This window comes from Vibrio sp. vnigr-6D03, assembly GCF_002835515.1.
GTDB lineage: Bacteria > Pseudomonadota > Gammaproteobacteria > Enterobacterales > Vibrionaceae > Vibrio > Vibrio penaeicida.
In genome coordinates this window covers 361,767-385,955 of sequence record NZ_PIZL01000012.1, presented here as the reverse complement: position 1 = coordinate 385,955, position 24,189 = coordinate 361,767, and the positions used below count along the sequence as shown (strand labels likewise).

The following is a 24,189-nucleotide window of genomic DNA, read 5'->3' as shown; positions in this document are numbered from 1 at the left end:
GTGTATTATACCCAAGCATCTAGAGTTCGGTTACAAAAACCAACACGCCAGCAAAATGCTGGCGTGTTTTTAAAAGGTGTCTCGATCAAAAGACCCTTGTAATTTAAGACGCTTGCTTGCCTGGGAACTGATGAACATGCACATCGCGCTGAGGGAACGGGATAGTGATGCCTTGTTCGTCGAAGGCGATTTTCACGCGCTCGTACAAGCTAAAATACACAGGCCAGTAATCGTCAGACTTCACCCAAGCCCAAACCAGCATACCGACATGGCTGTCGCCGTGTTGGCTAACGTGAACAAGCGGCTCAGGATCGTCCAACACAAGGTCGTAATCGGCCAGTACTTTCATGAGAACTTCGCGCGCTTTACGCACGTCGTCACCGTAGCTGATACCAAATTCAATATCGACGCGGCGATTCTCTTCACAGAAGAGGTTTTTAACCGTTCCATTAGAAAGCATACCATTAGGAATAATGATTCTTTGATTATCGTAAGTGATTAATACAGTAACAAAAATTTGTATATCAACCACTTTACCCATGTGACCTTGCGCTTCAATCACATCGCCTATTTTGAAAGGCTTGAAGAACAGAATGAGTACGCCACCAGCAAAGTTAGACAAGCTCCCTTGCAGCGCCATACCCACGGCTAAACCTGCGGCACCCAGCATAGCGATGAAGGACGTGGTCTCGACCCCTATCATCGAAGCGACAGAGATAATGAGCAGAATTTTAAGAATGACCGAGGCAAGTGAGCAGAGGAAACTTCTTAGCCCTTGTTCTAAGCGAACACGTTCTAGTGCAACGTCAACACCTTTGGTTACTTTTCCAATTAACCACCAACCAATGACTAAGACCAAAAATGCAAGAATGAGCTTAGGTCCGAATGTCAGAACGAGTTCTAACGCTTTTTCGTAGATTTGTTCTAACGAAATATTGTCCATCATAAATATGACTCCTTTTTAAAATCACCTGAATTATAGGTTAGACCATCTACGTAAGTACTTCCCATTGTTGAGAAAATAAAGGGATCAAAGACATACTGTTACTTAGAGCTGTGGTTACCGACCATAGAGGCTATCAAGGAGTGGAGTACCGGATCGGTTTGGCGAGATTTCTTGCATACGAGTAATGTTCTGATTCTTAGGGATATGTCATCCAGAATAACGATGTCGTCTGTTTGTTCGCTTGATTGAGGTTGAGAATGAGGTTTATCGTGAACCAACCCTATACCAAGACCACCGGCAATTAAGGTGCGAGTGACCTTTTCCCTATCGGCATGAATCAGTTTTTTAGGGCGAAAGCCACGCTGTTTGAATAAATGTTCAGCGGCTTTTCCGCAGCACGTATCTTCTCCGGGATAAATCCAAGGGATGTGCTGCAACGATTGCCAGTCAACAGGAGAGTAGAGCTGAGGGAAATGTGGGGACGAAGCGAGCAGTAACCTTATTTTAGACAGCTCTGCAGAGAAAAAATCTTCTGGCGCTTCACCGAATTCATTATAAATACCAGCATCCAAGTCGCCGCTTCGAATACCAGCAACAATGTCTTGCGTTGAAAGATGTTGCAACTTTACGTCAACTTCGGGGAAATGCTCAGCAACATATATCATGATTTTCCCAAGTGTTTTGGGATCAGTATGACTGGTTGCGCCAACTTGGATAACTCCTGCTATTTGCCCTTTGATTTTGCGTGCTTCTTCGACCAAATCTTGATGCGCTTGTAGCGTTTCTTCTGCTTTAAGCAAAATTCGCTGACCATCTAAGGTGAACCGCATACCTTGTGGTGTGCGCTCAAACAAAGTGAGATCCAAAGACGACTCTAACGCTTTAATGTGCGCACTGATGGCTGGTTGACTCAAAAAAAGCCGATCTGCCGCGCGTGTAATACTGCCTTCTTGAGCGACGACGACAAACGTTCGTAGTTGGTGGTTGTCCATGACCCCTTCTCCCTCCTCTTTTTGCCAACATGACCTACTTCAGAATAGACCGATAAGACGCCACCATAATAGATCGAGCGGTAAAAGAACCACGACTGTGATGAAAAATAGGACCAAACATAACTTACTGATGGCTGTGATGGGTAACTTACCCATTTGTATTGCTGTGACTAACGGAGGAGCTTGGTACGGCAACAAAATGTTGGAGAAGGCAAAAACCTGTGTCATCAAAACGGTGGCGATAGGCAAACCTGTGGATAGTGCAAGGTCGCCTGCGATGGGGGTCATGACCGCTGGAACCCCCGGCAAGCTGGTGGTAATGGCAACAATCGTTGAGATGAACGTTAGCGAAACAATACTTTGCAGTTGTTCTTGCGGCGAAAACTGCACGCTATCACCCAGAGCTGCGATAAGTGTTTCCCCTAAGCCAGACTGCGCAATGACCGCACCCAAGCCAATAATACCCGCCACAAAGAAAAGAGAGTTGTAATTCAAATCGGCTTGAAAACTGGTTTTGGTGGTTAAATTCAAAAATGGGCATAAACAAATCACCGCACCAGCAAGCCCAATCCATCCCGGAGAAATATGGTGGATGCCGTCTGTTAGCCACATGACCAAACAACCCAAAATAATGTAAGCCAGCGTTTTCTCATCTTTCGTTACTGAGGGCAAAGAGGCCGTTTCTTTTGTTGTGTGCTTTGGATCGTCGGAAGGAAACATTTTTAAAATCAACAAAACCAATACCACACCTTTCAGCGCACCTAATACAGGGAAGTGGATCAGCAAGTAATCCCAGTAGGAAAGTTGCAAACCGTGAAGGTTTTCAGCCATACCCACAAGGATCATATTGGGCGCGTTGGCGGGTAAGATGGTGAAAGCAGGTAACCAAGTTCCAAAAGCCGTGGCGGTAATCATACCAATGCGTCCTTTAGAATCACTTTGGTATCCCATTTGCTCCGATAACGCCATAATTATAGGGAGTAAGAGCGCTATTCTGCCCATGGAAGATGGCATGATAAAGGCGAGTGCAATACCGAAAATGACAATCCGCCAAATTATGGTGTTATAGCGCGTACCTAGCGCAGAAGCGAGCAAATGGGCGATGCGCTTTCCCAGCCCTGTATGTTTGAACGCGGCTCCAAGAATCAACCCAGCAAACAATAACCAGAACGTAGAGGATTGAAATCCAGAAAGCGCAACGGAAGCGGGTGCAATATTGAAAACGATGGCGATAAGAAAAAAGCTCAATGCCGTCCAATATTCCGGCACGACGACCGTCGCCCACAAGCCTATGCAAAACACCGTTAGTGCCGCAACAGATGCGATCTGAGTCGACTGAAATTGCGCGACTACGATGCCAGTTAATACACTGAATAGAGTAATACCTGCGGCTACCCTAAGATTCTTTGCTTTTTTTCTGATGGCGAAGCGTCGGGTGAAGGCGGCGCTTTTATCGTTGTGGAGATTGGGTCTGACATGCGGATCTCACTCCTTTTTAATATTGTAAGAATACTGATTGCTGTGAGCATGCTAGCAACACTCTTTGATTCAAATCCAATCAATAAAATTGAAGCAGGCGATCAGGATTGCTGAGGTCTGATTTTTTCTTCATTGCGGGTGTTTAGAATTTGTAATTGTTTGATTTTACATAAATGTCTGATCGTTACCGCTTTACTTGTTCTTTTGAGATGTACTTGCACTTATGGTGGTAGAGGTGAGTCGCAATACCATGAGTCATCAATGAAAAACTGTGAGGTGGAGTCAGGAATTTAGTAAAGTTACGTGAATATAAAACCGGATTCTAAAAGAAAAATGGGTAGTGGAATTATGAAGAAATTACGTAGTGGCTTGGTTCTCATCGTCGGTTTGATGTCTGGCTTTGCGAGTGCTCAAGATTTTAATCGATTGGAAGGTTGGAGCCTTGGTGCGGGGTATTCCGATACCGATTATTCAGCGAGCCTTGGAGGGTTCTCAATTACAGAAGATGCAGGCTCTGGGCTCAGATTGGAAACCACATACAACTTCAATGGGTTTGCCGCGTTAAAGGCGTCTTACGAGAACAACACTAAAGATGAGCTGAAGGGGCACACCTTAAAAGCCGGGGGAGAGTTGGGGTATTCTTACGTGTTATCCGATGGCTCATTTATCAAACCTTACATTGAAGTGGGTTATGCCAACCATCGAATTGAAGGTACCACGACGACCCAAAAAGTGAACGAATCTGCCGCATTCGGCGGAGCGGGTATACGGTTCTCGACCAACTATGGCTTTTATGTCGATTTCGGCGCTGATAGAAGCAAAATGGATGGTGTCAACGTGACTCAGCTGAGTGCTACATTTGGTATGAAGTTTTAATTCTGTCCAACCTCACCTGATGCCTCACCCAAAAAAACAGCCTGAATTTGTCAGGCTGTTTGCGTTTCTATTGGTCCGTTAATTAACTTGTCGGATTAGTAAAAAATAAACAGATCAGTGGTGTTAAATAGTGTCATAAAATCTTGTTCGCTCATGGCGCTCTCCTTTCTGGTTTCTCTTTTCTGATTTAGGAACACGGCGTTCATTAAGATGCGTTTGCTTTTTTAATGGCTTTCTCTAACCCTTCACCGTATGCCTTGTCTGCTTGATACGCGTGGTCAATATGACGTTGCTGTATAAAGTCAGGCACCCCTTTGATAGAACGGGCGGTGTTATCAAACAAACGTTGTCGCTCCTGCTCATCCATTAGGCGGAAAAGATCGCCCGCTTGAGTGAAGTAATCTTCGTCTACACGGTGGTCGTAATGATCCGCATGACCAGAAATACGCAACGGTGGTTCGGAGTAGTCGGGTTGTTCTTCCCACTCTTGTTGTGAATTTGGTTGATAACCAATGGTGGAACCGTAGTTGCCATCGACTCTCATCGCACCATCACGGTGGTAGCTGTGCACTGGGCATCTTGGCGCATTCACAGGGATCTGATGGTGATTTACCCCTAAGCGATAACGCTGCGCATCACCGTAAGAGAATAAACGACCTTGAAGCATTTTATCTGGGGAAAAACCAATACCCGGAACAATGGAAGCCGGGTTAAATGCCGACTGTTCAACTTCTGCGTGGAAGTTTTCTGGGTTGCGATTAAGTTCCAGCTCGCCCACTTCGATCAACGGATAATCTTTCTGAGACCACACGCGGGTCAAATCGAATGGGTTGAAATTAACCTCATCGGCTTCCAGCTCCGGCATGATTTGAACGTACATGGTCCATTTAGGCGAATTTCCGTTTTCGATGTTGTCATAAAGATCGCGGTGATGGCTTTCTCTATCTCGTCCACACAAACTGGTGGCCTCTTCGTCAGTCAGATTTTTAATGCCTTGATGCGTTTTAAAGTGGAACTTCACCCAGTAACGCTCACTATCGGCATTAATAAAACTGAAGGTATGGCTGCCAAAGCCATGCATGTGACGGTAGCTGGCAGGAATGCCTCGGTCACTCATAACGATGGTGACTTGGTGGAAAGCTTCAGGCAAAGATGTCCAAAAGTCCCAGTTATTCACCGCACTTCGCATATTGGTTCGTGGGTCGCGTTTTACTGCGTGATTCAAGTCTGGGAACTTTAGAGGGTCGCGTAAAAAGAACACAGGGGTGTTATTTCCAACCAAATCCCAGTTGCCTTCCTCGGTGTAAAACTTAAGCGCGAAACCACGAATATCGCGTTCTGCATCTGCTGCGCCTCGTTCTCCTGCGACGGTAGTGAAACGTGCGAACAAATCGGTCTTTTTCCCGACCTTGGAGAAGATTTTTGCCCGAGTGTATTGAGTAATATCATGAGTCACTGTGAAGGTGCCGTAAGCGCCAGACCCTTTGGCGTGCATACGCCTTTCTGGGATTACTTCACGGTCAAAATGCGCCAATTTCTCCAAAAACCAAACATCTTGAAGAAGTTGCGGTCCTCGCGGGCCAGCGGTCATAACATTTTGGTTATGTGCAACAGGGCAACCTGCTGCAGTCGTTAGCTTCTTATTCATAATATATTCCTTCCAGTGTATTTGGGGGGATCAACTCGTTTACAACGACAACGGTGCAATCCGGCAACAAAGCAAAATGTGTATCGTTATGTTCTCGCTTTTTAGCGTTTATATGACCTAATAAGCTTTCGCTGTTTAGATATAAGCTAAGAATACAGAGATTTTTTGTTAGTTAAATTCGATTGTATTTATATTATTGATAGTTAAAACTGATTGAAAGGCGGCAGTACTAGCTACCCTTTAAGTGTAGCCATGCATAATGATATGACTTACTGGCTATTGATTGTTTTGTGAGTAATGTCTCTCGTTAAGCCTGAGGTCGATATATTGAAAGGAACCAGCTTTCCTTCGGCTTGTATTTTTTGAGGATATAATGCGGAATTTTGAGGGGGCTAGAACATACAAAGAGAGAGGCTTGACGCCCCTCTCCAATGACTTTTAAGGATGATTTATCCTGCTAGTCGCTTACCGTTTACTCTGCTGTTAGCGTTAACGTGACGCCAGAGCTATTGTAGTAACCGTAAATACCGATGTGCCAAGTGCCAGCACCAGGGTTCGTAAACGTACAAGATTCATTGTTGCCATTTTTCCAAGGACGGCAGTCGTATTGGTAGAGTGTAGGGTCGGAACCTTTTCTAACATACAAATCGACATCACCATACCCGCCAGACGTGGTAATCGTCATGGTTGAGTAGCCCGTACCTAATTCTTGAGTGAAGCGTTGCCACTGACCACCGCCAACAGAGATGTTGCCCAGTGTGTCGTAGATTGGTGTTGGTCCACTAGGTGGTGGTGGAGGTGTTGTACCGCCATCGTAGCTGGCAGTTAAAGTTACGCCACTTATCTGATTCCAAGCTTCAACCATGACATGGTACGTACCCGTTTGGATGTTGCTGATCGCACAGGTTTCGTTGCTTGAGCTGGTGGTGCTCTTACAATCGTAAGTGCTTAGCGATGGCTTGGATCCGAATTTTACGTAAAGGTCGGCATCACCCGAACCGCCTGTAGTCACGAAACGCAAGTTTGTCGCGCCCGCAGGAACTTGGAATGTGTAGAATTTCTGATCTTTCGCTGCGCCTGAAATCCCCGTTACAGGAACGCCATTTTGCAGTTCGTTATCGCCAGTAGGGGGCGGTGGAGGCGGTGTTGTTGTAGGGCAATCGCCCACACCAACGGCACACCAAGCGGTTTCAACGGCGTTTTTCTCTGTTGTGCCATACAGGTCTTGCGCTGCTTGAGCGGTTGCTGTTCTAGCACCCGAGAAGTTGGTGTTTTGGTTCATGTAGGTGACCAGCGCACGATAGAAGATTTTCTCGGCTTTTAGCATGCCAATACTTGGCACTTGTGCATTGGATTTTCCGCGAGGGTGTGTTCCACCGTCTACAAGTAATACGTACGCTAAGTTCGCAATACCGGAGTTGCCGTGTACGCCGCCATAGTCGTTGTCTCTGTTAGGATTATTGCTGAATGGTATGCGTTCTGGGTACCAGTCTTTTGAGTAATTATCTTTGGTCGGATCGTTCATGTAGCGGAAAGCTTTACCGGGTTGGTTGTACAAACCGTCGCCCAGTAACCAGCTGGATGTCGTTGTGCCATTTTTGAACGCTTCTGCGGATAGACCAAGAATATCTGACCATGCTTCATTCAATGCACCAGGTGCATTTTGGTAAACAAGACGGGCAGAGAAGTTGGTGACACCGTGCGTAAACTCGTGACCAATGATGTCGAAATCTGAGGTGAAATCGTAATCAACCCCGCCACCGGCTTGACCATAAAGCATTTGCGAACCAGTCCAATACGCATTTTGCTCACCAAGATCGACACTGGATACCAACGTCATCCCGTTGTTGTTAAGGCTGTCACGACCATGTCGCTGTTGGTAATAATCGTAAACTGTTGCTGCACCATCATGAGCGCGTTGCGCCGCAGCGTTGCCGCCACAATTTTGGTTGTTCGTACAAAGCAGTTGCCCTGGTGCAGAGTTTTGATTACCGCCGTTAAGGGTGTACGTTTTCCAACTCTTTGCCGAGTGTACCTGTGCATGTCGTGCGAGCACTTCATTGGTTGCGGCATCAATGTAAACTATGTCACGACCAAATGGTCCAGCACCAGCAAAGTAGACGACTTCCATACGCCAAGCGAGTTTTGCTTCGTCTTGATCCGGCAAGTAGATGTAAGCCAGTTCGGGTTGTGTTTGAACTGAGCCAATGCTTTCGCCAACTGAGCGCGCCTGTTTACCATTGTCATTACTTTACTTGGTGGCAAACGCAGCCGAAGCCGGAGCAGAGGAAACAGCGAGTGCACCTGTTACCGCATAAACAGGGGCATTATTCAGCAAGCCGTTAGCGTTATTGCTGGCTTCTGTGTGCAAAGCAATACTGTTGCCATAAACTTTAATGCCATTGATTTTCTGATCAAAAAACGTGTGCTTTTTCCCGAGTTCATCAACCCACTGGCGAGAAACTTCAAATTCTTCGCTTCCCGTCGACTTATACGATGGGTTGCTGGCTAGAATTTGTTTTAACGCCTGAACTTCAGCACCTGAAGTTGCATTACCTAAGTTCCCAGTGACAAATGAAGGTCGCCCAGTATCTGTCGCTGTTTTTATTTCCATCTGTGCGAAAGCAGAGGTCGATAATGTTATACCGACCACTAAGGGGATAATTCCTATTTTAAACTTCATGATTTATTTTCCTGTATTTAAAGGACCGCTGGATATTTCCAACATTCCATCCACCATGAATATTCATGGTTTCCTTATACGTATTCTTTTATTTAAAAAGAGACGTTATTCCATTAATACCAAAGATTTTATTATCTATTTCAGTATTAATTTGATGTGCTTATTCATGCTGTTCTATTAACTAAAACGGCATAGTAAATAGTTCATGCAATGACAAACTCATCAAATTTGGATGTGTTTAATCTGCCCTTTTCTGATTCGAAAAGGGCAGTGAAGCGCCACTATTTTATGGTGTGGCTTTGATATTGAGCGTTAGCCCTGTCGTTGTTGAATATCCGTAGATGTCGATATGCCAAACGCCAGATTGTGGTGACGTGATTGGGCAGTTTTCATTATTCCCATTGAGATAAGGTCGGCAGTCGTGTTGCCCAAACGTAGATTGAGCGCCATGGCGAACGTACAGATCTGCATCGCCCGATCCACCCGATATCGTGACGGTTAGGTTTGAATAACCTTCGCCTAGTGTTTGGGTGTAGCGTTGCCACTGACCACGAGAAACAGAAATATTAGTAGCCGTTTCGTTAATGGGTTCAATGCCTGTAGGCGGTGGGTTACCGCTGTCGGCATAGCTTGCTGTAAGAGATACGCCAGATATCGAAGACCAAGCCTCGACCATCACATGGTAAGTTCCCGCTTGTGCGTTTGGAATTTGGCATTGTTCATTGTTGGAACTGTTGGTGCTTTTACAGTCATAGCTGTTAAGCATTGGCTTAGAGCCAAATTTTACGTATAAATCCGCATCGCCAGTTCCGCCTGATGTTGTGAATTTCAGGTTGGAAGCCCCTGCTGGAACATTAAACGTATAAAAGTTCTGCGCTTTAGCTACCCCAGATATGTTGGTTTTGGGAACACCATTTTGCAGTTCGTTTTCGCCAGTAGGTGGCGGTGGTGGAGGGGTTCCTGCCATCGTACCTTTGGCGAGTTCAGAAATGAAGGCAACGGAAAGTTTGGCAAACTTAATCGCGTGGCTTGAGTCAAATTGGGTATCATTTGCTGTATGGATGAGTGGGTTCGAATCGTGGAAATTTGCTTCCGCTGGCATAGAAGCAGGGAAGCCCTCATTGTACCAAGAGGCGTGGTCGGAACACGCGTAACCACACTGCGAATTGCCGTGCGTCATATTCGGCAAGTATTTGTTGATCAGGTTTCGAATAAACTGGTTTTGTCCTGAATTGGTGTAGTCAGTGATGAGTACGATGTCGCGATTAAATGTCCCCTTATAGCCCGTCATATCAAACTGAGCGACACCCACTACGTTCTTACCAGAGCTTTTGTAAGACTGGGCGATAGCTTTAGAACCTCGTAGCCCGACTTCTTCTGCGGCATAACCGATGATTTTAACGGTACGCTTAGGCTTAAATCCGCTTTTAACGATGGCGTTTAGCGTTTCAGTGAGAACAGAAATACCAGAAGCATTATCGTCCGCACCTGGGGCGGATTCGTTACCCGGGCTTCGTGTATTAATGGAGTCTAGGTGCCCGCCAATAACAACGATTTCGTCGGCAAGAGTTGTACCATTTATCGTTGCGATAACAGAAGGTTGTTTCCAGCTGTGATTAAAAAATTCCACACTGATATCACTGCGTGCCTGCGAAAGCTGAACCCAATGATCCTTTATCCATTTTGCCGCGTCGTAACCCGACTGAGACGTATAATAACGATCGTAGTAATTGGATAATGTATTGACGGTATTGGTTAGGTTTTGCTGTGACGTTTCTGACATCATCGCATTGGTGACAGACTCGTTGTCGATGGTGTAGTTAACTGCTGCAAAATTGGCAAAGCTCTGATTCGCATTCGCGGCTTGTTTCGCGTATGCCTGCGCTTCTTCAAACGAATCGTGATAAAAGAATCCACCACAGCGTTTGAATTCATGGTGCATGAGCTCACTCAAATTGTTTATATCAGCGGTATTAATCTCCGATACGGTAATGCCATTAACGCCTTGTACTGTTTGAGGTGAAAAAGCCAACCCTTTGTGTTCTTGCGCTGTTGTAAAGTGCTGAATTGCGTCGCTACCAATTGTTATCCAAGCTTTTGTTGGTTCGTTTGGATTTATAATGTTTTGGCTAGCGATTGAATTTGTAGCGCTAATTGCTGTGACGAGTAAAAAATACTTAACTTTCATTTCTTATTCCCGAAATTGTTAAATCGATACCCAAGTAACCCCAAGATGCTTGGTTCAGCGAGAATTAACTGGTTTTCAGGCGAGGCACCGATATGAAGATCTAGTTGTTCTAAATCAAATATCGGTAACGTGGCATGAAAACCAGTTAAACTCGCCCTTGGGAGCCAATATTCTGTCCCACTTCATCGTCAAATAACTTGGAAAGGACTCGTCATTCCACTGCGTTATTTTCCTTGAATTGAAACAGAATATAAGGCTCTGAATCCTGCACCTTGAGGTCACTTGGGTATAAAGCAAATAAAAAAGCCTATACCCACTAAAATAAGCGAACACTTATATAACTCAATATTATATTTTATAAGTCATGTGACTATAGCTATTAATTAGCTTATTAATGTTTGTTGAAAATATGATTTTCCTCAAGCATCAAAAGAAAACAGAAATAGAGCCAAACCCTATCCCACTTTAGAAAGTTCGAATTAATCAAATACACAGCCGTATCAGTGACTGAGTACAGAGATTGTTATCAATGGTGTGAGAAAAAACAAATTTCAGAAGAATTTAGAAAACCTTATTATGTTGACAGGTGTTATCTAATATGTTTTTTGGTGTTTTTTTACGGTACGTGTATAACGGAATATGCTTGGTATATAGGCGATACAGCAAAGAGTGTAAAAAATATTTTCCATTCCCCTAGCAATCATCCTTAGTAGAAATCACGTGAACAGAAGATGAATAAGGGTAAAAAATTAAGAATAAATGAGATCAATGTTGCGTTGAATAAGAGTTTAATTTTCAACTTATTGATATATATAAACTTATAATTGAATTAATGATATATGAATTAAACGGATTGCTGTGCGATTTTACATATCTAAAGCATAAGTAATTGAAAGACTTATACTTTATTTTTATCCCGAAGTAACGAGTTGAGCCAATTTTAAAATTGTATTTTTCATTCGTTTCATTAATTTCATGTGATAACTATTCAGGAATTACTATAATTAATGTCAGAGTTATGTCATTCCAATAATGAGAATGAAAATACATATTTCATTGTTTAACGTTTGCTTTCCTGTAAACAACAGAATCAATATCGTTATGTTATACAGTAACGTAAATTAATATTCAAATCTTAATTCATTTCCTTCTCCTTATATTCGTATGGCATGTACCTAACTCTTTCTAATAAAAATACCCAAGAACCTTTTGGGTTCTTGGGTATACGGATTACTTAAGGGTTAGAATGGCGTTTTTAACTACGCCAGTATCTCGTTCGAATTTATCCGTGACACGCAGTGTCCACTGACCGTTGAAGTCGATACCTTCAATATCTTGTAAGGTGAAAGTAACATTGTATTTTTCACCACGATCTCTACTGTTCGCTTCCTTCAAATTCCAGTAGCTATTATCTGGTGCGATAAGTCGAATAGATAAATCACCAATGAACTCATGTTCCACGTTTAGCGCGATTGTTGGTTTGGTGATTTCGCCTTCGAAGGACACCTTAAGAGGAATGTCTACCTGAGCTTGGTCTGGAATTGCTACAGGGGAGTCGATTTTAAAGACGTTGTTGGGTTCTTTAGGATCGATTGGCTGGGTCGGTTTACCTGTATCCGTACCATCGGTTTTACTTTGATAGATATTGGCAATTTTAGGTGCGGTTAGACCAATAGCGCGAGCGGCATTTGCTACCCCTTTGCGGCCACATGGCTGCCCTTTACACTCTACTTCTGGGTTAGAGAAATTGTAAGAACGCCCTCTTATACCGAATAGGTACCCATAAGCCATTGTCGTTGCAAATTGCCCGTTTACGCCATAACCATAAGCATCTTTTTCTGTTCCATTTTGGAGGTGAGGCAAACCGTTGTATTGCTCACGTGCGTGGTTAATACCAAAATTGTGGCCTAATTCGTGAATAAACGTATCACCACCACATTCGTTAATGTAGGTATGGCTGTACATTCTGCTTTTCGCCCAAGATTGGTTACCATTCCATTGGAATGCTGGTATTACCCAGGCCACACCACAACTGATGCTATAACCATTGGCGGTGCGTTCGTAATCCGGAGAGTTGTCGAGGTCTAGATAGCGGAACATAGCCACCATATCCGCGCCTTCATCTTTTCTTACTTGCTCGATATCGCGGAACAACGCGGACTGCTTATATCCAGGCGTTATTGCTTCCAAAGCAACACCTTGATCTTGTTTTCTACCGGGTTCGGAGTCGAAGTTGTACTCTTTCAGCCCAGCGAGATTCACTTTTATGTCTAGCTTACTGTCCTTAAGAATCTTATTACCAACATTGAAACGATGCTGGATAGCAGTAATGTGATCAGTTTTTTGCGCGGTTTCTGTCGTGTAAACACCCAGTACATCAATATTCGTTGTTGCGTGTGTAAGGGGTGCAACAAAGCTCGACGCAACAATCGCCGCTAATAACGTTTTTTTCATTTTTAATCCTAAAATAGTATCTTTAATTAATTAGTTTGTTTTTATTTGAACTGCATTTATTAATTAGTCGTATCCATGACTATCTGGGACTTCATAAATCCACGCAGTGTTTCCAGAGCCTTCAATTTTAATTGGACCATTAGGGTGACCAATAAAACCAAAAATTGAAGAACTTCCAAAAGTGAAGGTGGCTGGGTAGTTCTGATTATCAATTTTGAAATTCCCCGACCAAGTTCTTACTCCTTCATTTTGAAATTCGTTTGATTCCACTTCGATATCAATGTCAGTGTTATCCGGTAAGTTCAGAGTCACGTTGTCATTTGTATTTAGAGATTGGAATTCTGATACATTCGAAAACTCAATCGCTTTAATACTTTCTATGGCTTCACTTTTAGGCCTTATGCTTGCAAGTGTTTCGCTTGGATTTACATCTATCCAAGCTTGTTCCAAGCTTATTGGCTCATGAGATTTGTCTTCATGCGCTCTTGTTTCCTCAAGCGATTTTTCTTCCTCACGAGTGCTTTTCTCGCTTTGCGCTTCTAAATGAACGGGTTCATCTATTTTTTCAGCGTGATGATTGCCACTCTCTTGCTTTTTTCGACCCGCTTGTTTGTCCAGAATGCTGCTTTCTTCAGAGCCTCCGCTCGCTTTTAAATTTTTAGAAGAATTGGTATCTAGCGATATATTAGGATCGTTAGATATATCGCTAAAAATAAATAAAGATAAAGGCACAGCTAACCCTATCGCGAATAATATGGGTTTTATTTTCACAAAAAATCTCCCTACCAATAATTATGTTTATGGCAAAAATATTAAGAATACAGCTTGTTTAGAGTCTACTATCTAGGCAGACTCCGACCCTTTACGTTACGTGCAAAAGGCTATGCGTACGTATAATTTTTGGATGATAAATCTTTAAATTAAAACTCTTTGTTAATTCCTTGTTTTATTTTGTCAGGATTAAAATAAAACAAGAAACCTCTCCTGATTGGGAGTAGAGGATTCTATTAGAGTTATTTTACGCTAACAATAGTTCAATCAGTTAATACATTTAGTGGGTTGAAACTTCATTGTATTTATGTATCGCTGTTGTGGTTTTTATCTTATCTACTCTATAAGTATTGATGACTATAGGTTTCAGAATTTATTGATAATTATGTAAATTATAATGCATTAAGCCTAGCGAACACTGTATGAGTTATGGAGTGTTTCTCGTTGCCTACCAAATGTATTTGATTCGTGTTTTTCTATTAATGTTATGAAATTAAAGGTCTTTTCCTTTCTATTGATATGCTGGTGACTAAATTATTTTTAGAGTAAAAGCTTTAATTTTACCAACTGGATGAAAATAAATAGAAACATGGCAGGGATCTTGGTTTATCGAAAACTTGCATATTCCAATGTGATCACAATTCAAATAAGAACATGCGATTATTATATTTTATCTTCAGTATTTATAAGAGATAAATATTAATATTCCCATTTAAACGTTTGCTATTAATATAAGCGTCTAAATTGTTATGTTATTAAATAACAATTTAAATTATTTAGGTAAACATAAAAGTCTGCACGCACGGTGAGCGGTACGAAAAGAAAGACAGCAATTGCTGCCTTTCTTGAATAAGCTTATTCTGCAGTCAGTGTTAGCGTGACACCAGAGCTCGCTTTATAACCGAATAAATCAATATGCCAAGCGCCCTTTTTCGGGTTTGTAATGACACATTCTTCAGCATTGGAAGTGGTGTTTGACTCACAATCGAATGCGGTTGCTGTCGATTCTTTTCCATAGGTTACGTATAGGTCTACATCTCCTAAGCCACCTTCTGCCTTAATCGTCATTTTTGAGTAGCCTTCACCCAAGTCTTGCGTGTAGTGTTTCCATTCGTTCAAAGGAATGGAAATATCGCTTACGGCTTCATTAAGTGATGTTGGCTTTTCCGATGTTGGTATCGCTGTTGGACACTCTCCTACGCCAACCGCGCACCATGCTGTTTCAACAGAGTGTTTTGCACTTTGGCCATATAGGTCAGCCGCCGCTTGAGCTGTTGCCGTACGAGCTTCAGGGAAATTAGTGTTTGGACCCATGTAGGTGTTGAGAGCGCGGTAGAATACTTTTTCCGCTTGAAGTAAACCAATACCATCAACAACCGCGTCCGACTTGCCACGTGGATGGGATCCGCCATCAACTAACAGAACATAGGCAAGGTTTGCGATACCAGAGTTTAGGTGAACCCAACCATTGTCATTATCCTGACCCGGATTTTTTACAAAAGGTCTGCGCTCTGGGTACCAGTCTTTAGAACGCCCATCTTTGGTTGGATTGTTCATATAGCGCAACGCTTGCCCAGGCCTTTGATACAGTTCGTTACCTAGCAACCAAGTAGAGGTTATTTTGCCATTTTTATACGCTTCTGCCGAGATCCCTAGAATGTCTGCCCACGCTTCGTTTAACGCGCCCGATGCGTTTTGATAAATTAAATCGGCGGTTGAATCGATAACGCCATGAGTAAACTCGTGGCCAATGACATCGAAATCTGTTGTGTAATCGGCGCCTGTTCTGGATTTACCGTAGAACATTTGTCCCAAATACCACGACGCATTTGCTACACCCAGGTCCACACTCGAGATCATCGTCATATCGCGATCATCTAAACCGTTTCGATTGTGTCTCTCTTTGTAATAGTCATATACTGTCGACGCACCATCATGTGCTCGTTGAGCCGATAGATTGTTACCACAATCTTCTTGGTTAGTGCAAAGCAGCCTACCTGGTCGGCTGAAATAGCCTCCTCCATCTAACGTGTGTGTTTTCCAGTTCTTAGCTTGATGAATTAATGTTTCACGGGACAATATTTCATGAGTAAGTGCATCTACGTACACTAGATCGTGTCCGAAAGAATGCCCAGATCCTCGGAAGAATTTAACTTCCATACGCCAAGCCAATTTCGTATCGTCAATATCACGAAGATACACGTAAGCCAGCTCTGGTTCTGTCACGACGTCACCAATGCTTTCAACGACCGATTTAGCTTGTATACCGTCATCATTGCTCATACGTATAGGTGCAAATGTGGCGGGTGATGCTGTCGGCACTGCGACCGTTCCCGACACCGCGTAGATAGATTCATTCGCAGGAGCAAAACCGTTTCCAAGTGTGACATCGGTATGCAACGTAATTCGGCTGTTGTGTACCTTAATACCATCAATGGTTTGGTTAAATACGGTGTGCTTTTTGCCAAGCTCGTCGACCCATTGGCGCTCTACAACAAATTCTTCGTTACCTGTGGATTTGTAGGAAGGGGTATTTGCTAGGTAATGCTTCAGCGTTTCCACATCAGCATTAAGTTGTGCGGCACCCAATGCACCAACTGCAAACGTAGGGCGTCCAGATTCAGTGATGTTATTAATATCCACTTGTGCAAGTGCAGTCGTCGGTAAAGCCATACCGACCAGCAAGGGAATAAGTCCAATTTTAGTATTCATTCTTTTATCCTTATTGCTATTTGGGTCCTAAATTTTGAGAAAGTAGGACTGCTAAACTTTTAATTATTTATGAGTGTACCTATAAGGCATACAACTCAATTTTTAAGTGACTATTCTTTTATTACTTGGCGTTGAAGCCTTATTCTTTATTGGCTTACTAACCAAGTGACTATCATTTTATAAAACGTATTTTTTATTACAAACCTATCTGATAGGAATGTATTCTGGTACTTGAAAATTGATTGGAAATATGTGTGTAAGAAAAATTTCTTAGAAATATTATTCGGTAGGACCTGATAGTATTAGAGTTTGAGTTTGTTGATAAATAAGTTACTAGCGTAGATTTTTTAGATAACAAGAGTCGGAAGTAATGAATATGAAATAATATTAATAGATATGGGTTTATTTCGGTAACTAATTGTATTTAAACTGTATTTTAATATTTCTTTGTTAATCCTAAATTAGAGTTAATACTCTAAGTTACTGATTATTAATAAAAGTGGCTTTTCTTTTATAAAGGTGAATAAAGATCTTTTTTTTCAATAAATAATACGAGGTAAAATGTGATCATAATTCAGGTGATAGATCTTAAGTGTAGATTTAAATTGAATGAATATTGAATTTAAATCCATATATTTAATATTATTATTTATAATCTTTAGATTGATACGTAATAACATTTCAATAGTGATATTATTGCTATTACATAATTTTATGATAGGTATTAGATTTATTATTTAATTAAAGAGAAAAAATTCCAGATCATATTTCCAACTGGTCCTAAAGACTTTGATTTTACCTTTGCAACATAAATGGGAATTTGCATTGTCTCCTGAGACTTCACTTCGAATAACGTATTGTCTATCTTTTCGAGATTTGCTTCATGTTCAGGCAATCTTCCCCAGCCTAGACCACTCAAAATGATTGCTTTCTTGGTCTGTTGATCGGATACATACCACTGGATTCCATCTCGCATAATATTGGTATCTGGGCTGTTGCCATACGAGGACTTAACGACAACCTGAGGGAGCTGTGCGAGCTCTTCTGGTTGTACGTTACGGATATCGTTCGCTTGGAAGCGATCAGAGACATAAACAGGGAGCTTGAATTGCTCAATCTGGCGGTACTGAATGTCGCTGTCCTTTTGCATGCCACCATAAATGCCAATATCAACCAATTCATCCTTTAGCATTCTCTCGCCTGACGCGGTTTCGATATTCAAGTGAATAATGGTTTGAGGGTAGGTTGCTTTTAGCTCTGCCAATAATTGAGTGACAAGGTTCATTGGGAATATTGCGCTGATACTGAGGCGAATTTCAGACTCTACTTCGCTGTTCAGTTGCTTAGCGAATTGATCAAACTCGTTGGCTTCATGCAATAGGTGCTGAATTTTATTGAGAAGAATTTTCCCATCTCGGGTGAGTTCTGGTCGATATGTTTCTCGGTTGAATATTTCTATGTCGTAAAACTCTTCAACTTGCTTAACAGAGTAGGAAACCGCCGAGCGAGCCTTATAAAGCTTCTCACTCGCTTTAGTAAAGCTGCCTTCTTGATGAATCACGTTGATAACGTGCAAATGTTCTAATGCAATCATGGTCTAATTATATGACCGTTTTGTGCAAAAACGTATGCTTTTTTCGCCTCTTAATATCTCATACCTTGTAAATACAGCACAGGGCAAAGAACAGAGGAAAGATTATGCATAGCCAAATATTAAGAACGCCTGAGAGTGCGTTCTCACATTTAGTGGATTATCCATTTACGCCTAACTACATCGAAGTCGATGGTATGCGCATGCACTACGTAGACGAAGGAATCGGCAACAAGAAAACGGTTTTTTTGCTTCATGGTCAGCCTTCTTGGAGCTATTTGTATCGCCATATGATTCCGTTGTTGGTCAATGAAGGGTATCGAGTGATTGCCCCTGACCTTATTGGCTTCGGAAAGTCTGATAAACCGTCGTCGAGTGATATTCAAACCTACGCAAACCAAGTGCGCTGGATGAATGAATTTGTACAAAAGCTTGGAGTAAAAAATGCCGCAGCTTTTATGCAAGACTGGGGCGGAATGATTGGTTTACGGGTACTTGCGAAGCAACCCGAATGGCTCGATAGGCTCGTGCTAGCTAATACCGCTTTAGCCGAGATGAGTGGGCTTGAAAAATTCATGGTGCCAAAAGTGTTGAAGTTGATGGCCTCTTTTTCAGGAAGACCCAGTATCGAAACCTTGTCGAATAAAATGAATTACGGTAATTGGGCTGGGTATTTTAAACACGCAGAAACACTAGAGATCGGAAAGGTGATTCAGGCGCTGACAACACGGCATCTTTCTCAAGATGAAATGAGCGCCTACGATGCCCCATTCCCAGATTCCCGCTTTTATGCCGCACCGAGAAAAATGACTGCCATAGTTGCTTCCGATCTGAACGAAGTGAATGAAGCGTGGCAGCACCTGAAGCAATGGGACAAACCCGTTTTAACGCTATTCAGCAATGAAGACCCATTTCTTGCGGATCAAGGTTACGACATCAAGTTTCAACAAAACTTTCAGGGAGCGAGACATCAGCCTCATACAACTATTGAGGACGCCTCCCACTTTCTACAAGAAGACAAATCAGCACAGCTAGCCGATCAAATGATCGCGTGGCTCGATCAAACTCGCTTCAAATAATCCAAGATCAGATTAAATAGGAAATAATATGAAAATCATAGTAATAGGTGCGAATGGCATCGTAGGGCGCGGCATTTCTAAACACCTAGGAAAGGAGCACGACATTGTTGTAATAGGGCACACGAAAGGTGCGCTACGTGCCGACATTGAAAGCGAGGCATCGCTTACCGCAGTGTTTGAAAAAATTGGTCTGGTCGACGCTATTATTTGTGCCGCTGGTAATGGCATCCTTGGCACATTATCAGACATGCCGGAATCCGATTACCGAACGGTATTAGACAACAAAGTGTTGGGACAAGTGAATGTGGTCAAGGTTGGTTGTCGATTCTTAAAGCCAGAAGGTTCGATAACACTCACATCGGGGGCAACGGCCCAAGAACCAATAGAAGGAAGCATTGCCATAGGAATGGGCTGCGCGGCGATTGAGGCATTTGTACGCTCCGCAGCACTTGAACTACCAAAAGGGCAAAGAATAAACGTTGTTAGCCCCGGTTTTATCAAAGAATCCATGGAGCAGTTCGGAATTGATAGCCAGTATGGCGTTCCAGTAGAAAAAGTTGCTATGACTTACCTGAAAAGTGCAGTAGGTTCAATGACGGGAGAAGTACTAGCTGCAAGGCTTTAATTGCAGTTTTTTTACTGTTGCAGATATTCTGCCACGCGTCTCCATTCTTGATTCTTGTCACTTTTCTTTTTGAATTCCCCTGTAACTCTCTACCTAACGGCTTAGGCTGTGATATATTCTTGCCCTTTCAAACTATCGATGCAGGTCTTACTATGTCGTTTAACCTTTCGCTCCTTCCTTCTGAAGAGAAAAATGAAGTAGAAATCGACAAGCAAGCTTCGTTTTTGGTGTGGAAAATCAAGCAAGCTCAGGCTGGTCCTGAAGTGTTGGTTGAGCACAAATCGAAGCTGAAGCTGGAATCAGAAGTCGAGTTATTCGAGCAGTCGGTAGCAAAGTATAAAAGAGTTATGGGTGTGGCTTAGCCGCCCCCTTGTAAAACCTAACAAAGCCAAGCAAATCTCGCTGAATCTAGCATCTTGACTTGGTTTGGGTATACAATCTTTCGCATTAATTGAATCAGAGAGAACATCCCGATGGGAAGAAGTTTTGAAGTGCGCAAAGCCTCTATGGCAAAAACTGCAGGCGCAAAAATTAAAGTTTATTCCAAATACGGTAAAGAAATTTACGTATGCGCGAAAAACGGTGGTTCAGACCCAGATATGAATCTGTCGCTTAAGCATTTGATTACCAAAGCGAAAAGAGATCAAGTGCCAGCGCACGTTATCGATAAAGCCCTTGATAAAGCGAATGGCGGTGGCGGTGAAGATTACCAACCAGCGCGCTATGAAGGTTTTGGACCAGGTGGTACAAGCGTGATCGTAGATTGTCTAACGGATAACGGTAACCGTACTTTCCAAGATATTCGCCAGTGTTTTGTGAAAACCGGTGCGAAAATTGGCGTTGAAGGCTCTGTTTCTCACATGTTTGATCACCAAGCGGTATTCCAGTTCAAAGGCGACGATGACGAAATCATCTTAGAAACGCTAATGATGGATGATGTGGATGTTACCGATGTTGAGTTGGAAGACGGTGTAATTACGGTATTTGCGCCACACACTGAATTCTTTAAAACGAAGACAGCTCTAACGGGTGCATACCCTGATTTGACAATGGATGTAGAAGAAATTACGTTTGTCCCACAAACGCACACGCCAGTCGCAGGCGAAGATGCAGAGAAATTCCAAAAATTCTTGGACATGCTAGATGAGTGTGACGACGTACAGCAGGTTTACCATAACGCTGAACTGTAATATCAACCTTAATTGATAGAAACCGAGCCTAAGTGCTTAATGCTGATCAGTTAAGAGAAAAAAGATGGGTTGAACGGTCCTCCAAGGATGTCAAAATCCGAGTGTTACTTTAACACTCGGATTTTTTATGTTTCTTAAATAAGTCCTTAGCCAAGTCCATAACTTCTCTCACTTACCTTCATTTAAATGTCCAGATTCAAAGTCATTAACCTGGTTTCTGTGCTTTTACTTAATGCGAATAATACCCGATAGAGGATCCTACCGGGCACGATTGGGTTTGAGTTCAATGCTGTCGTGTTTTGACCGAATCAAACGACGTGTCTTTCGTTCGCCAATTTGTCATTGTCACGTTCATTTCATCGAATTCAAATATTGTGAAGGTACGGGTTGCGAACACCGCTATCGTAAAAGGTTATTACTCATCCCTGCCGCTCCTTCATTTGCGTTAAACTGAATGTCTTTAAAGCTTTTGGTTGGGATGTGGATGTTATTGTCATTTAGATAAGCGGACACTTCACTAACTTTGTCTGCGGTGGTGTAGATCACCTTGATTTCGTTCATTTGTACACCTCCCCGAACCCCAAACTCTCCCTTTATGTCAGATTGGATCGGCTCAATGTTGAACTCGGAAGGTTCGAATCCATACATAATGGGAAACTCCTCCTGGACAAGCTGTTTTTCCGCTGGCGCAAGTCCGTTGAATCGAATAACACGGTTGTTATTTAAAGCGAGCTTTCCGCGAGCCACGTTCGCAACTTCGCTCTGAATTCCATCCAGAGGTGCGTACGCGTTACCTGCTTTAATATCGTCAATAATGCTAGGGGATACAGAGTATTGCATTAACGTTAACTCGTTCTCAGTCGCTTCATTTGTCGCGACGTCTATATTGAACTTCGCTGCTCGGCTCGTGTTCGTTGCATAGTCGTAGGCTGAGCCTGCTTCATCGAGTGTGACGACAGAAACCAGGTTTCTATTGGCGGCATTTTCCGCCAACGAGTTTCCTGCTTCGCCAGAAAATGGAAATACGCGCTTTTCAATGAGTTGACCCATTGGCTCAATAGCGCCATTGGTTTCCGAACCTAGCTTGAACGTCAGTAAACTGGACGATCGGCTACCATGGAAGTAGTTAGCGCCATTGGACTCAGCAATGAGTTTACGCTTGTCTATGCTGTAACCATCTTCAATTGTACTGGCTGTTGGAATGACATTGGGATCAATGGCACTTAGCGTTAACTTAAAGCCTCGTTTCCCACCGCCTAACAAGCCGCCTTTGTCGAGGAATTGGCGACGATTGGTCACAGGATCCGTTGTGTCTACTATTCTGCTGTTGGCAATATCCCGCCCGGATTCAAAGTTAGTTTCAATAAACGTTCCAGAAGGTGTACGCCGCATAGCGACAACTCGTTTGGTGTCCGTCAAACGTACAATGTACAGCTCTTGTTGCGTTTGAGGGTGGGTAACCACCACTGGGTTATCTCCAACGTTCAATCGATCGTACTCAGCTGGAACACTCGATTCAATGATGTCTGCTACATTGCCTGTTGGGTGTAATTGAGATGCGGATGTCTTTATTGAGTCGCTCAGTTTTTTGGCGACGGGAATGATGCTAGCGGCAAGGAAACCGCTGTCTAATCCGGCACCAAGTGCTCCTTTGTTTCGTTCCGCTTCTGTGTCGCCTGTAACAGCTTTGTTGATGTTTAACCCCAAGCTGGTTGCATTTAAGATAACCAGATCGAGCGGGATACTGATTTCAGGTTCGACGATTTGCATGGCAGGGAGTAAGTTTATAATTGCGCCTATGGTCCTTAGGGCGGTATCACGAGTGACTTCGCTATTGGACTTAATCTGCATGTCACCGTCGCTGATGTTTCGAGCCATAACCGCTTTTGCAACGCTTTGGAAAGTGTCTTCGTTAATACGAGAATGCTTTGTCATAATATAGCTAGACGCCCATTGACCATTCGCGATCCCTCTTAGGGCACTATTGACCCCTGAATATGAGGTGCCATCCTGACGATCGTAAATACTAAAGTGCTCTGCTAACGCGGTTCGATTCGCTGTACTTTTAAGGTCAGTAACCAGTTTTCCTCTTAGTTCTGTTAGCGAGGAGACTTCGATAAAGGGTTTTTTAGCCCCAGGAATATAAAGGAGTTTACTCCCCTGGTTAGTGGAGGGCTCGATCCATAAAATGTCAGGGGAAGAGTAACCATAAATATCCATATGATAGATATTGACGGAAGCGTTCTGGTCTAAAACGTCCTGAATCATCTTCAGCGCAGATTGTGAGATTTCGTTTTTCTGGAATGCGCTATAACCTGAAACTCTGAATGCGTCTTTAGATGCTGAAACAAACTTTCCAAGGTTATTGTTCCAGAATTTTTCTACTTCATCATCAAATTGTGTTTGTAAATCGGCATCCCAAACCGTTTTGGCTACGTCTTTTGGGGAGACTCTCACTAGATTGGTGCTGTCGTAGATTTTTGCGCCAGCGCCAACGGTATAAAATCCGCTTACTGAATTTAATACATCAGGCGAGCTTAAAGAGAAGGTATCAATTAGGGCTGCTTGCGTCATTGTCATGGCGTGTATAGGGGTGAAATGATCCCAGCCTAGGAAGTTGTGAGCAGAGCGCCCTTCTTCACCGAAGTACACGTAGAACGTACGATCCGGATCAATATTTGGGTATTTTTGCTTGAGTACTCTCCGTGCAATATTCGCTGGGTCAGGAATGTCGGCCAGTAAATCGGCGTAGTCCGTCAACGCGTGCGATTTCCATAACGCGCTTAATTCTTGATGTTGGCGTTGCTGGCTAGAGGTTTCGACAATTGTGGAATTGAGTGCATTTCCAGTCAGAGAGGTCGCGATTAATGGCGTTGAAATCAATACAGGCGCGATAGTGAGGCTGTAAACAATGGATTTGTATATAGAAGAAGTTTTGAACATTTTTATCCCCAA

The 24,189-nt window shown here is 42.9% G+C and carries 17 protein-coding genes; 5 read left to right on the top strand and 12 right to left on the bottom strand.

What is annotated here, in order from left to right; translation table 11 throughout:
* Nucleotides 1-103 precede the first annotated feature (103 nt).
* The 3 genes from CW749_RS09680 to CW749_RS09670 form a co-directional block, all read right to left on the bottom strand.
* Nucleotides 104-946 carry a mechanosensitive ion channel family protein gene (locus CW749_RS09680; protein WP_101111820.1) on the bottom strand — a complete coding sequence of 281 codons (843 nt, stop codon included), beginning with the start codon at nt 944-946 and terminating at the stop codon, nt 104-106.
* Between the two features lie 98 nt (nt 947-1,044).
* Complete coding sequence (locus CW749_RS09675; protein ID WP_101111819.1) at nt 1,045-1,938, bottom strand: LysR family transcriptional regulator; 894 nt, start codon at nt 1,936-1,938, stop codon at nt 1,045-1,047.
* Nucleotides 1,939-1,977: 39 nt separating this feature from the next.
* Entirely contained in the window at nt 1,978-3,240 is a 1,263-nt protein-coding gene (locus tag CW749_RS09670; protein ID WP_201797000.1) for an SLC13 family permease, read from the bottom strand.
* A gap of 525 nt (nt 3,241-3,765) precedes the next feature.
* On the opposite strand from CW749_RS09670, the gene CW749_RS09665 reads away from it, so the two are divergent.
* Nucleotides 3,766-4,293 (top strand): outer membrane beta-barrel protein, encoded by a 528-nt coding sequence (locus CW749_RS09665; protein ID WP_180958371.1) that lies wholly within the window; start codon nt 3,766-3,768, stop codon nt 4,291-4,293.
* Nucleotides 4,294-4,498: 205 nt separating this feature from the next.
* Here CW749_RS09665 and CW749_RS09660 read toward each other — a convergent pair whose 3' ends face one another.
* The 8 genes from CW749_RS09660 to CW749_RS09620 all read right to left on the bottom strand — a co-directional run bounded on the left by CW749_RS09660 (nt 4,499) and on the right by CW749_RS09620 (nt 18,343).
* Nucleotides 4,499-5,941, bottom strand: coding sequence for a catalase (locus tag CW749_RS09660; protein WP_180958370.1), 1,443 nt, complete (start codon nt 5,939-5,941; stop codon nt 4,499-4,501).
* A 472-nt stretch (nt 5,942-6,413) separates the two neighbouring features.
* Nucleotides 6,414-8,108 carry a M4 family metallopeptidase gene (locus CW749_RS09655; protein ID WP_101111815.1) on the bottom strand — a complete coding sequence of 565 codons (1,695 nt, stop codon included), beginning with the start codon at nt 8,106-8,108 and terminating at the stop codon, nt 6,414-6,416.
* 84 nt (nt 8,109-8,192) lie between these two features.
* Entirely contained in the window at nt 8,193-8,624 is a 432-nt protein-coding gene (locus CW749_RS09650; RefSeq protein WP_101111814.1) for a hypothetical protein, read from the bottom strand.
* Between the two features lie 286 nt (nt 8,625-8,910).
* On the bottom strand, nt 8,911-10,812 hold the full coding sequence (locus CW749_RS09645) for a M20/M25/M40 family metallo-hydrolase (protein ID WP_101111813.1): 1,902 nt from the start codon (nt 10,810-10,812) through the stop codon (nt 8,911-8,913).
* A gap of 1,230 nt (nt 10,813-12,042) precedes the next feature.
* Nucleotides 12,043-13,266 carry a zinc-dependent metalloprotease family protein gene (locus CW749_RS09635; protein ID WP_101111811.1) on the bottom strand — a complete coding sequence of 408 codons (1,224 nt, stop codon included), beginning with the start codon at nt 13,264-13,266 and terminating at the stop codon, nt 12,043-12,045.
* A 63-nt stretch (nt 13,267-13,329) separates the two neighbouring features.
* Nucleotides 13,330-14,037 (bottom strand): hypothetical protein, encoded by a 708-nt coding sequence (locus tag CW749_RS09630; RefSeq protein ID WP_101111810.1) that lies wholly within the window; start codon nt 14,035-14,037, stop codon nt 13,330-13,332.
* A gap of 855 nt (nt 14,038-14,892) precedes the next feature.
* Entirely contained in the window at nt 14,893-16,749 is a 1,857-nt protein-coding gene (locus tag CW749_RS09625; RefSeq protein ID WP_101111809.1) for a M4 family metallopeptidase, read from the bottom strand.
* Nucleotides 16,750-17,482: 733 nt separating this feature from the next.
* Entirely contained in the window at nt 17,483-18,343 is an 861-nt protein-coding gene (locus CW749_RS09620; RefSeq protein WP_101111808.1) for a LysR family transcriptional regulator, read from the bottom strand.
* A 104-nt stretch (nt 18,344-18,447) separates the two neighbouring features.
* On the opposite strand from CW749_RS09620, the gene CW749_RS09615 reads away from it, so the two are divergent.
* From CW749_RS09615 to CW749_RS09600, 4 genes are all read left to right on the top strand, one after another.
* Nucleotides 18,448-19,419 carry a haloalkane dehalogenase gene (locus tag CW749_RS09615; RefSeq protein ID WP_101111807.1) on the top strand — a complete coding sequence of 324 codons (972 nt, stop codon included), beginning with the start codon at nt 18,448-18,450 and terminating at the stop codon, nt 19,417-19,419.
* Between the two features lie 28 nt (nt 19,420-19,447).
* On the top strand, nt 19,448-20,044 hold the full coding sequence (locus tag CW749_RS09610) for a short chain dehydrogenase (protein ID WP_101111806.1): 597 nt from the start codon (nt 19,448-19,450) through the stop codon (nt 20,042-20,044).
* A 152-nt stretch (nt 20,045-20,196) separates the two neighbouring features.
* On the top strand, nt 20,197-20,406 hold the full coding sequence (locus CW749_RS09605) for a DUF3283 family protein (protein WP_101111805.1): 210 nt from the start codon (nt 20,197-20,199) through the stop codon (nt 20,404-20,406).
* A gap of 111 nt (nt 20,407-20,517) precedes the next feature.
* Nucleotides 20,518-21,234, top strand: a complete 717-nt coding sequence (locus tag CW749_RS09600; RefSeq protein WP_101111804.1) for a YebC/PmpR family DNA-binding transcriptional regulator — start codon at nt 20,518-20,520, stop codon at nt 21,232-21,234.
* 399 nt (nt 21,235-21,633) lie between these two features.
* Here CW749_RS09600 and CW749_RS09595 read toward each other — a convergent pair whose 3' ends face one another.
* Nucleotides 21,634-24,177, bottom strand: a complete 2,544-nt coding sequence (locus CW749_RS09595) for a DUF6543 domain-containing protein (protein ID WP_101111803.1) — start codon at nt 24,175-24,177, stop codon at nt 21,634-21,636.
* Nucleotides 24,178-24,189: the final 12 nt, after the last annotated feature.

Coding starts and splice junctions, on each gene's coding strand:
- CW749_RS09680 (WP_101111820.1), bottom strand. CDS start 946: ATGATGGACAATATTTCGTTAGAACAAATCTACGAAAAAGCGTTAGAA.
- CW749_RS09675 (WP_101111819.1), bottom strand. CDS start 1,938: ATGGACAACCACCAACTACGAACGTTTGTCGTCGTCGCTCAAGAAGGC.
- CW749_RS09665 (WP_180958371.1), top strand. CDS start 3,766: ATGAAGAAATTACGTAGTGGCTTGGTTCTCATCGTCGGTTTGATGTCT.
- CW749_RS09660 (WP_180958370.1), bottom strand. CDS start 5,941: ATGAATAAGAAGCTAACGACTGCAGCAGGTTGCCCTGTTGCACATAAC.
- CW749_RS09650 (WP_101111814.1), bottom strand. CDS start 8,624: ATGAAGTTTAAAATAGGAATTATCCCCTTAGTGGTCGGTATAACATTA.
- CW749_RS09645 (WP_101111813.1), bottom strand. CDS start 10,812: ATGAAAGTTAAGTATTTTTTACTCGTCACAGCAATTAGCGCTACAAAT.
- CW749_RS09635 (WP_101111811.1), bottom strand. CDS start 13,266: ATGAAAAAAACGTTATTAGCGGCGATTGTTGCGTCGAGCTTTGTTGCA.
- CW749_RS09625 (WP_101111809.1), bottom strand. CDS start 16,749: ATGAATACTAAAATTGGACTTATTCCCTTGCTGGTCGGTATGGCTTTA.
- CW749_RS09620 (WP_101111808.1), bottom strand. CDS start 18,343: ATGATTGCATTAGAACATTTGCACGTTATCAACGTGATTCATCAAGAA.
- CW749_RS09615 (WP_101111807.1), top strand. CDS start 18,448: ATGCATAGCCAAATATTAAGAACGCCTGAGAGTGCGTTCTCACATTTA.
- CW749_RS09610 (WP_101111806.1), top strand. CDS start 19,448: ATGAAAATCATAGTAATAGGTGCGAATGGCATCGTAGGGCGCGGCATT.
- CW749_RS09605 (WP_101111805.1), top strand. CDS start 20,197: ATGTCGTTTAACCTTTCGCTCCTTCCTTCTGAAGAGAAAAATGAAGTA.
- CW749_RS09600 (WP_101111804.1), top strand. CDS start 20,518: ATGGGAAGAAGTTTTGAAGTGCGCAAAGCCTCTATGGCAAAAACTGCA.
- CW749_RS09595 (WP_101111803.1), bottom strand. CDS start 24,177: ATGTTCAAAACTTCTTCTATATACAAATCCATTGTTTACAGCCTCACT.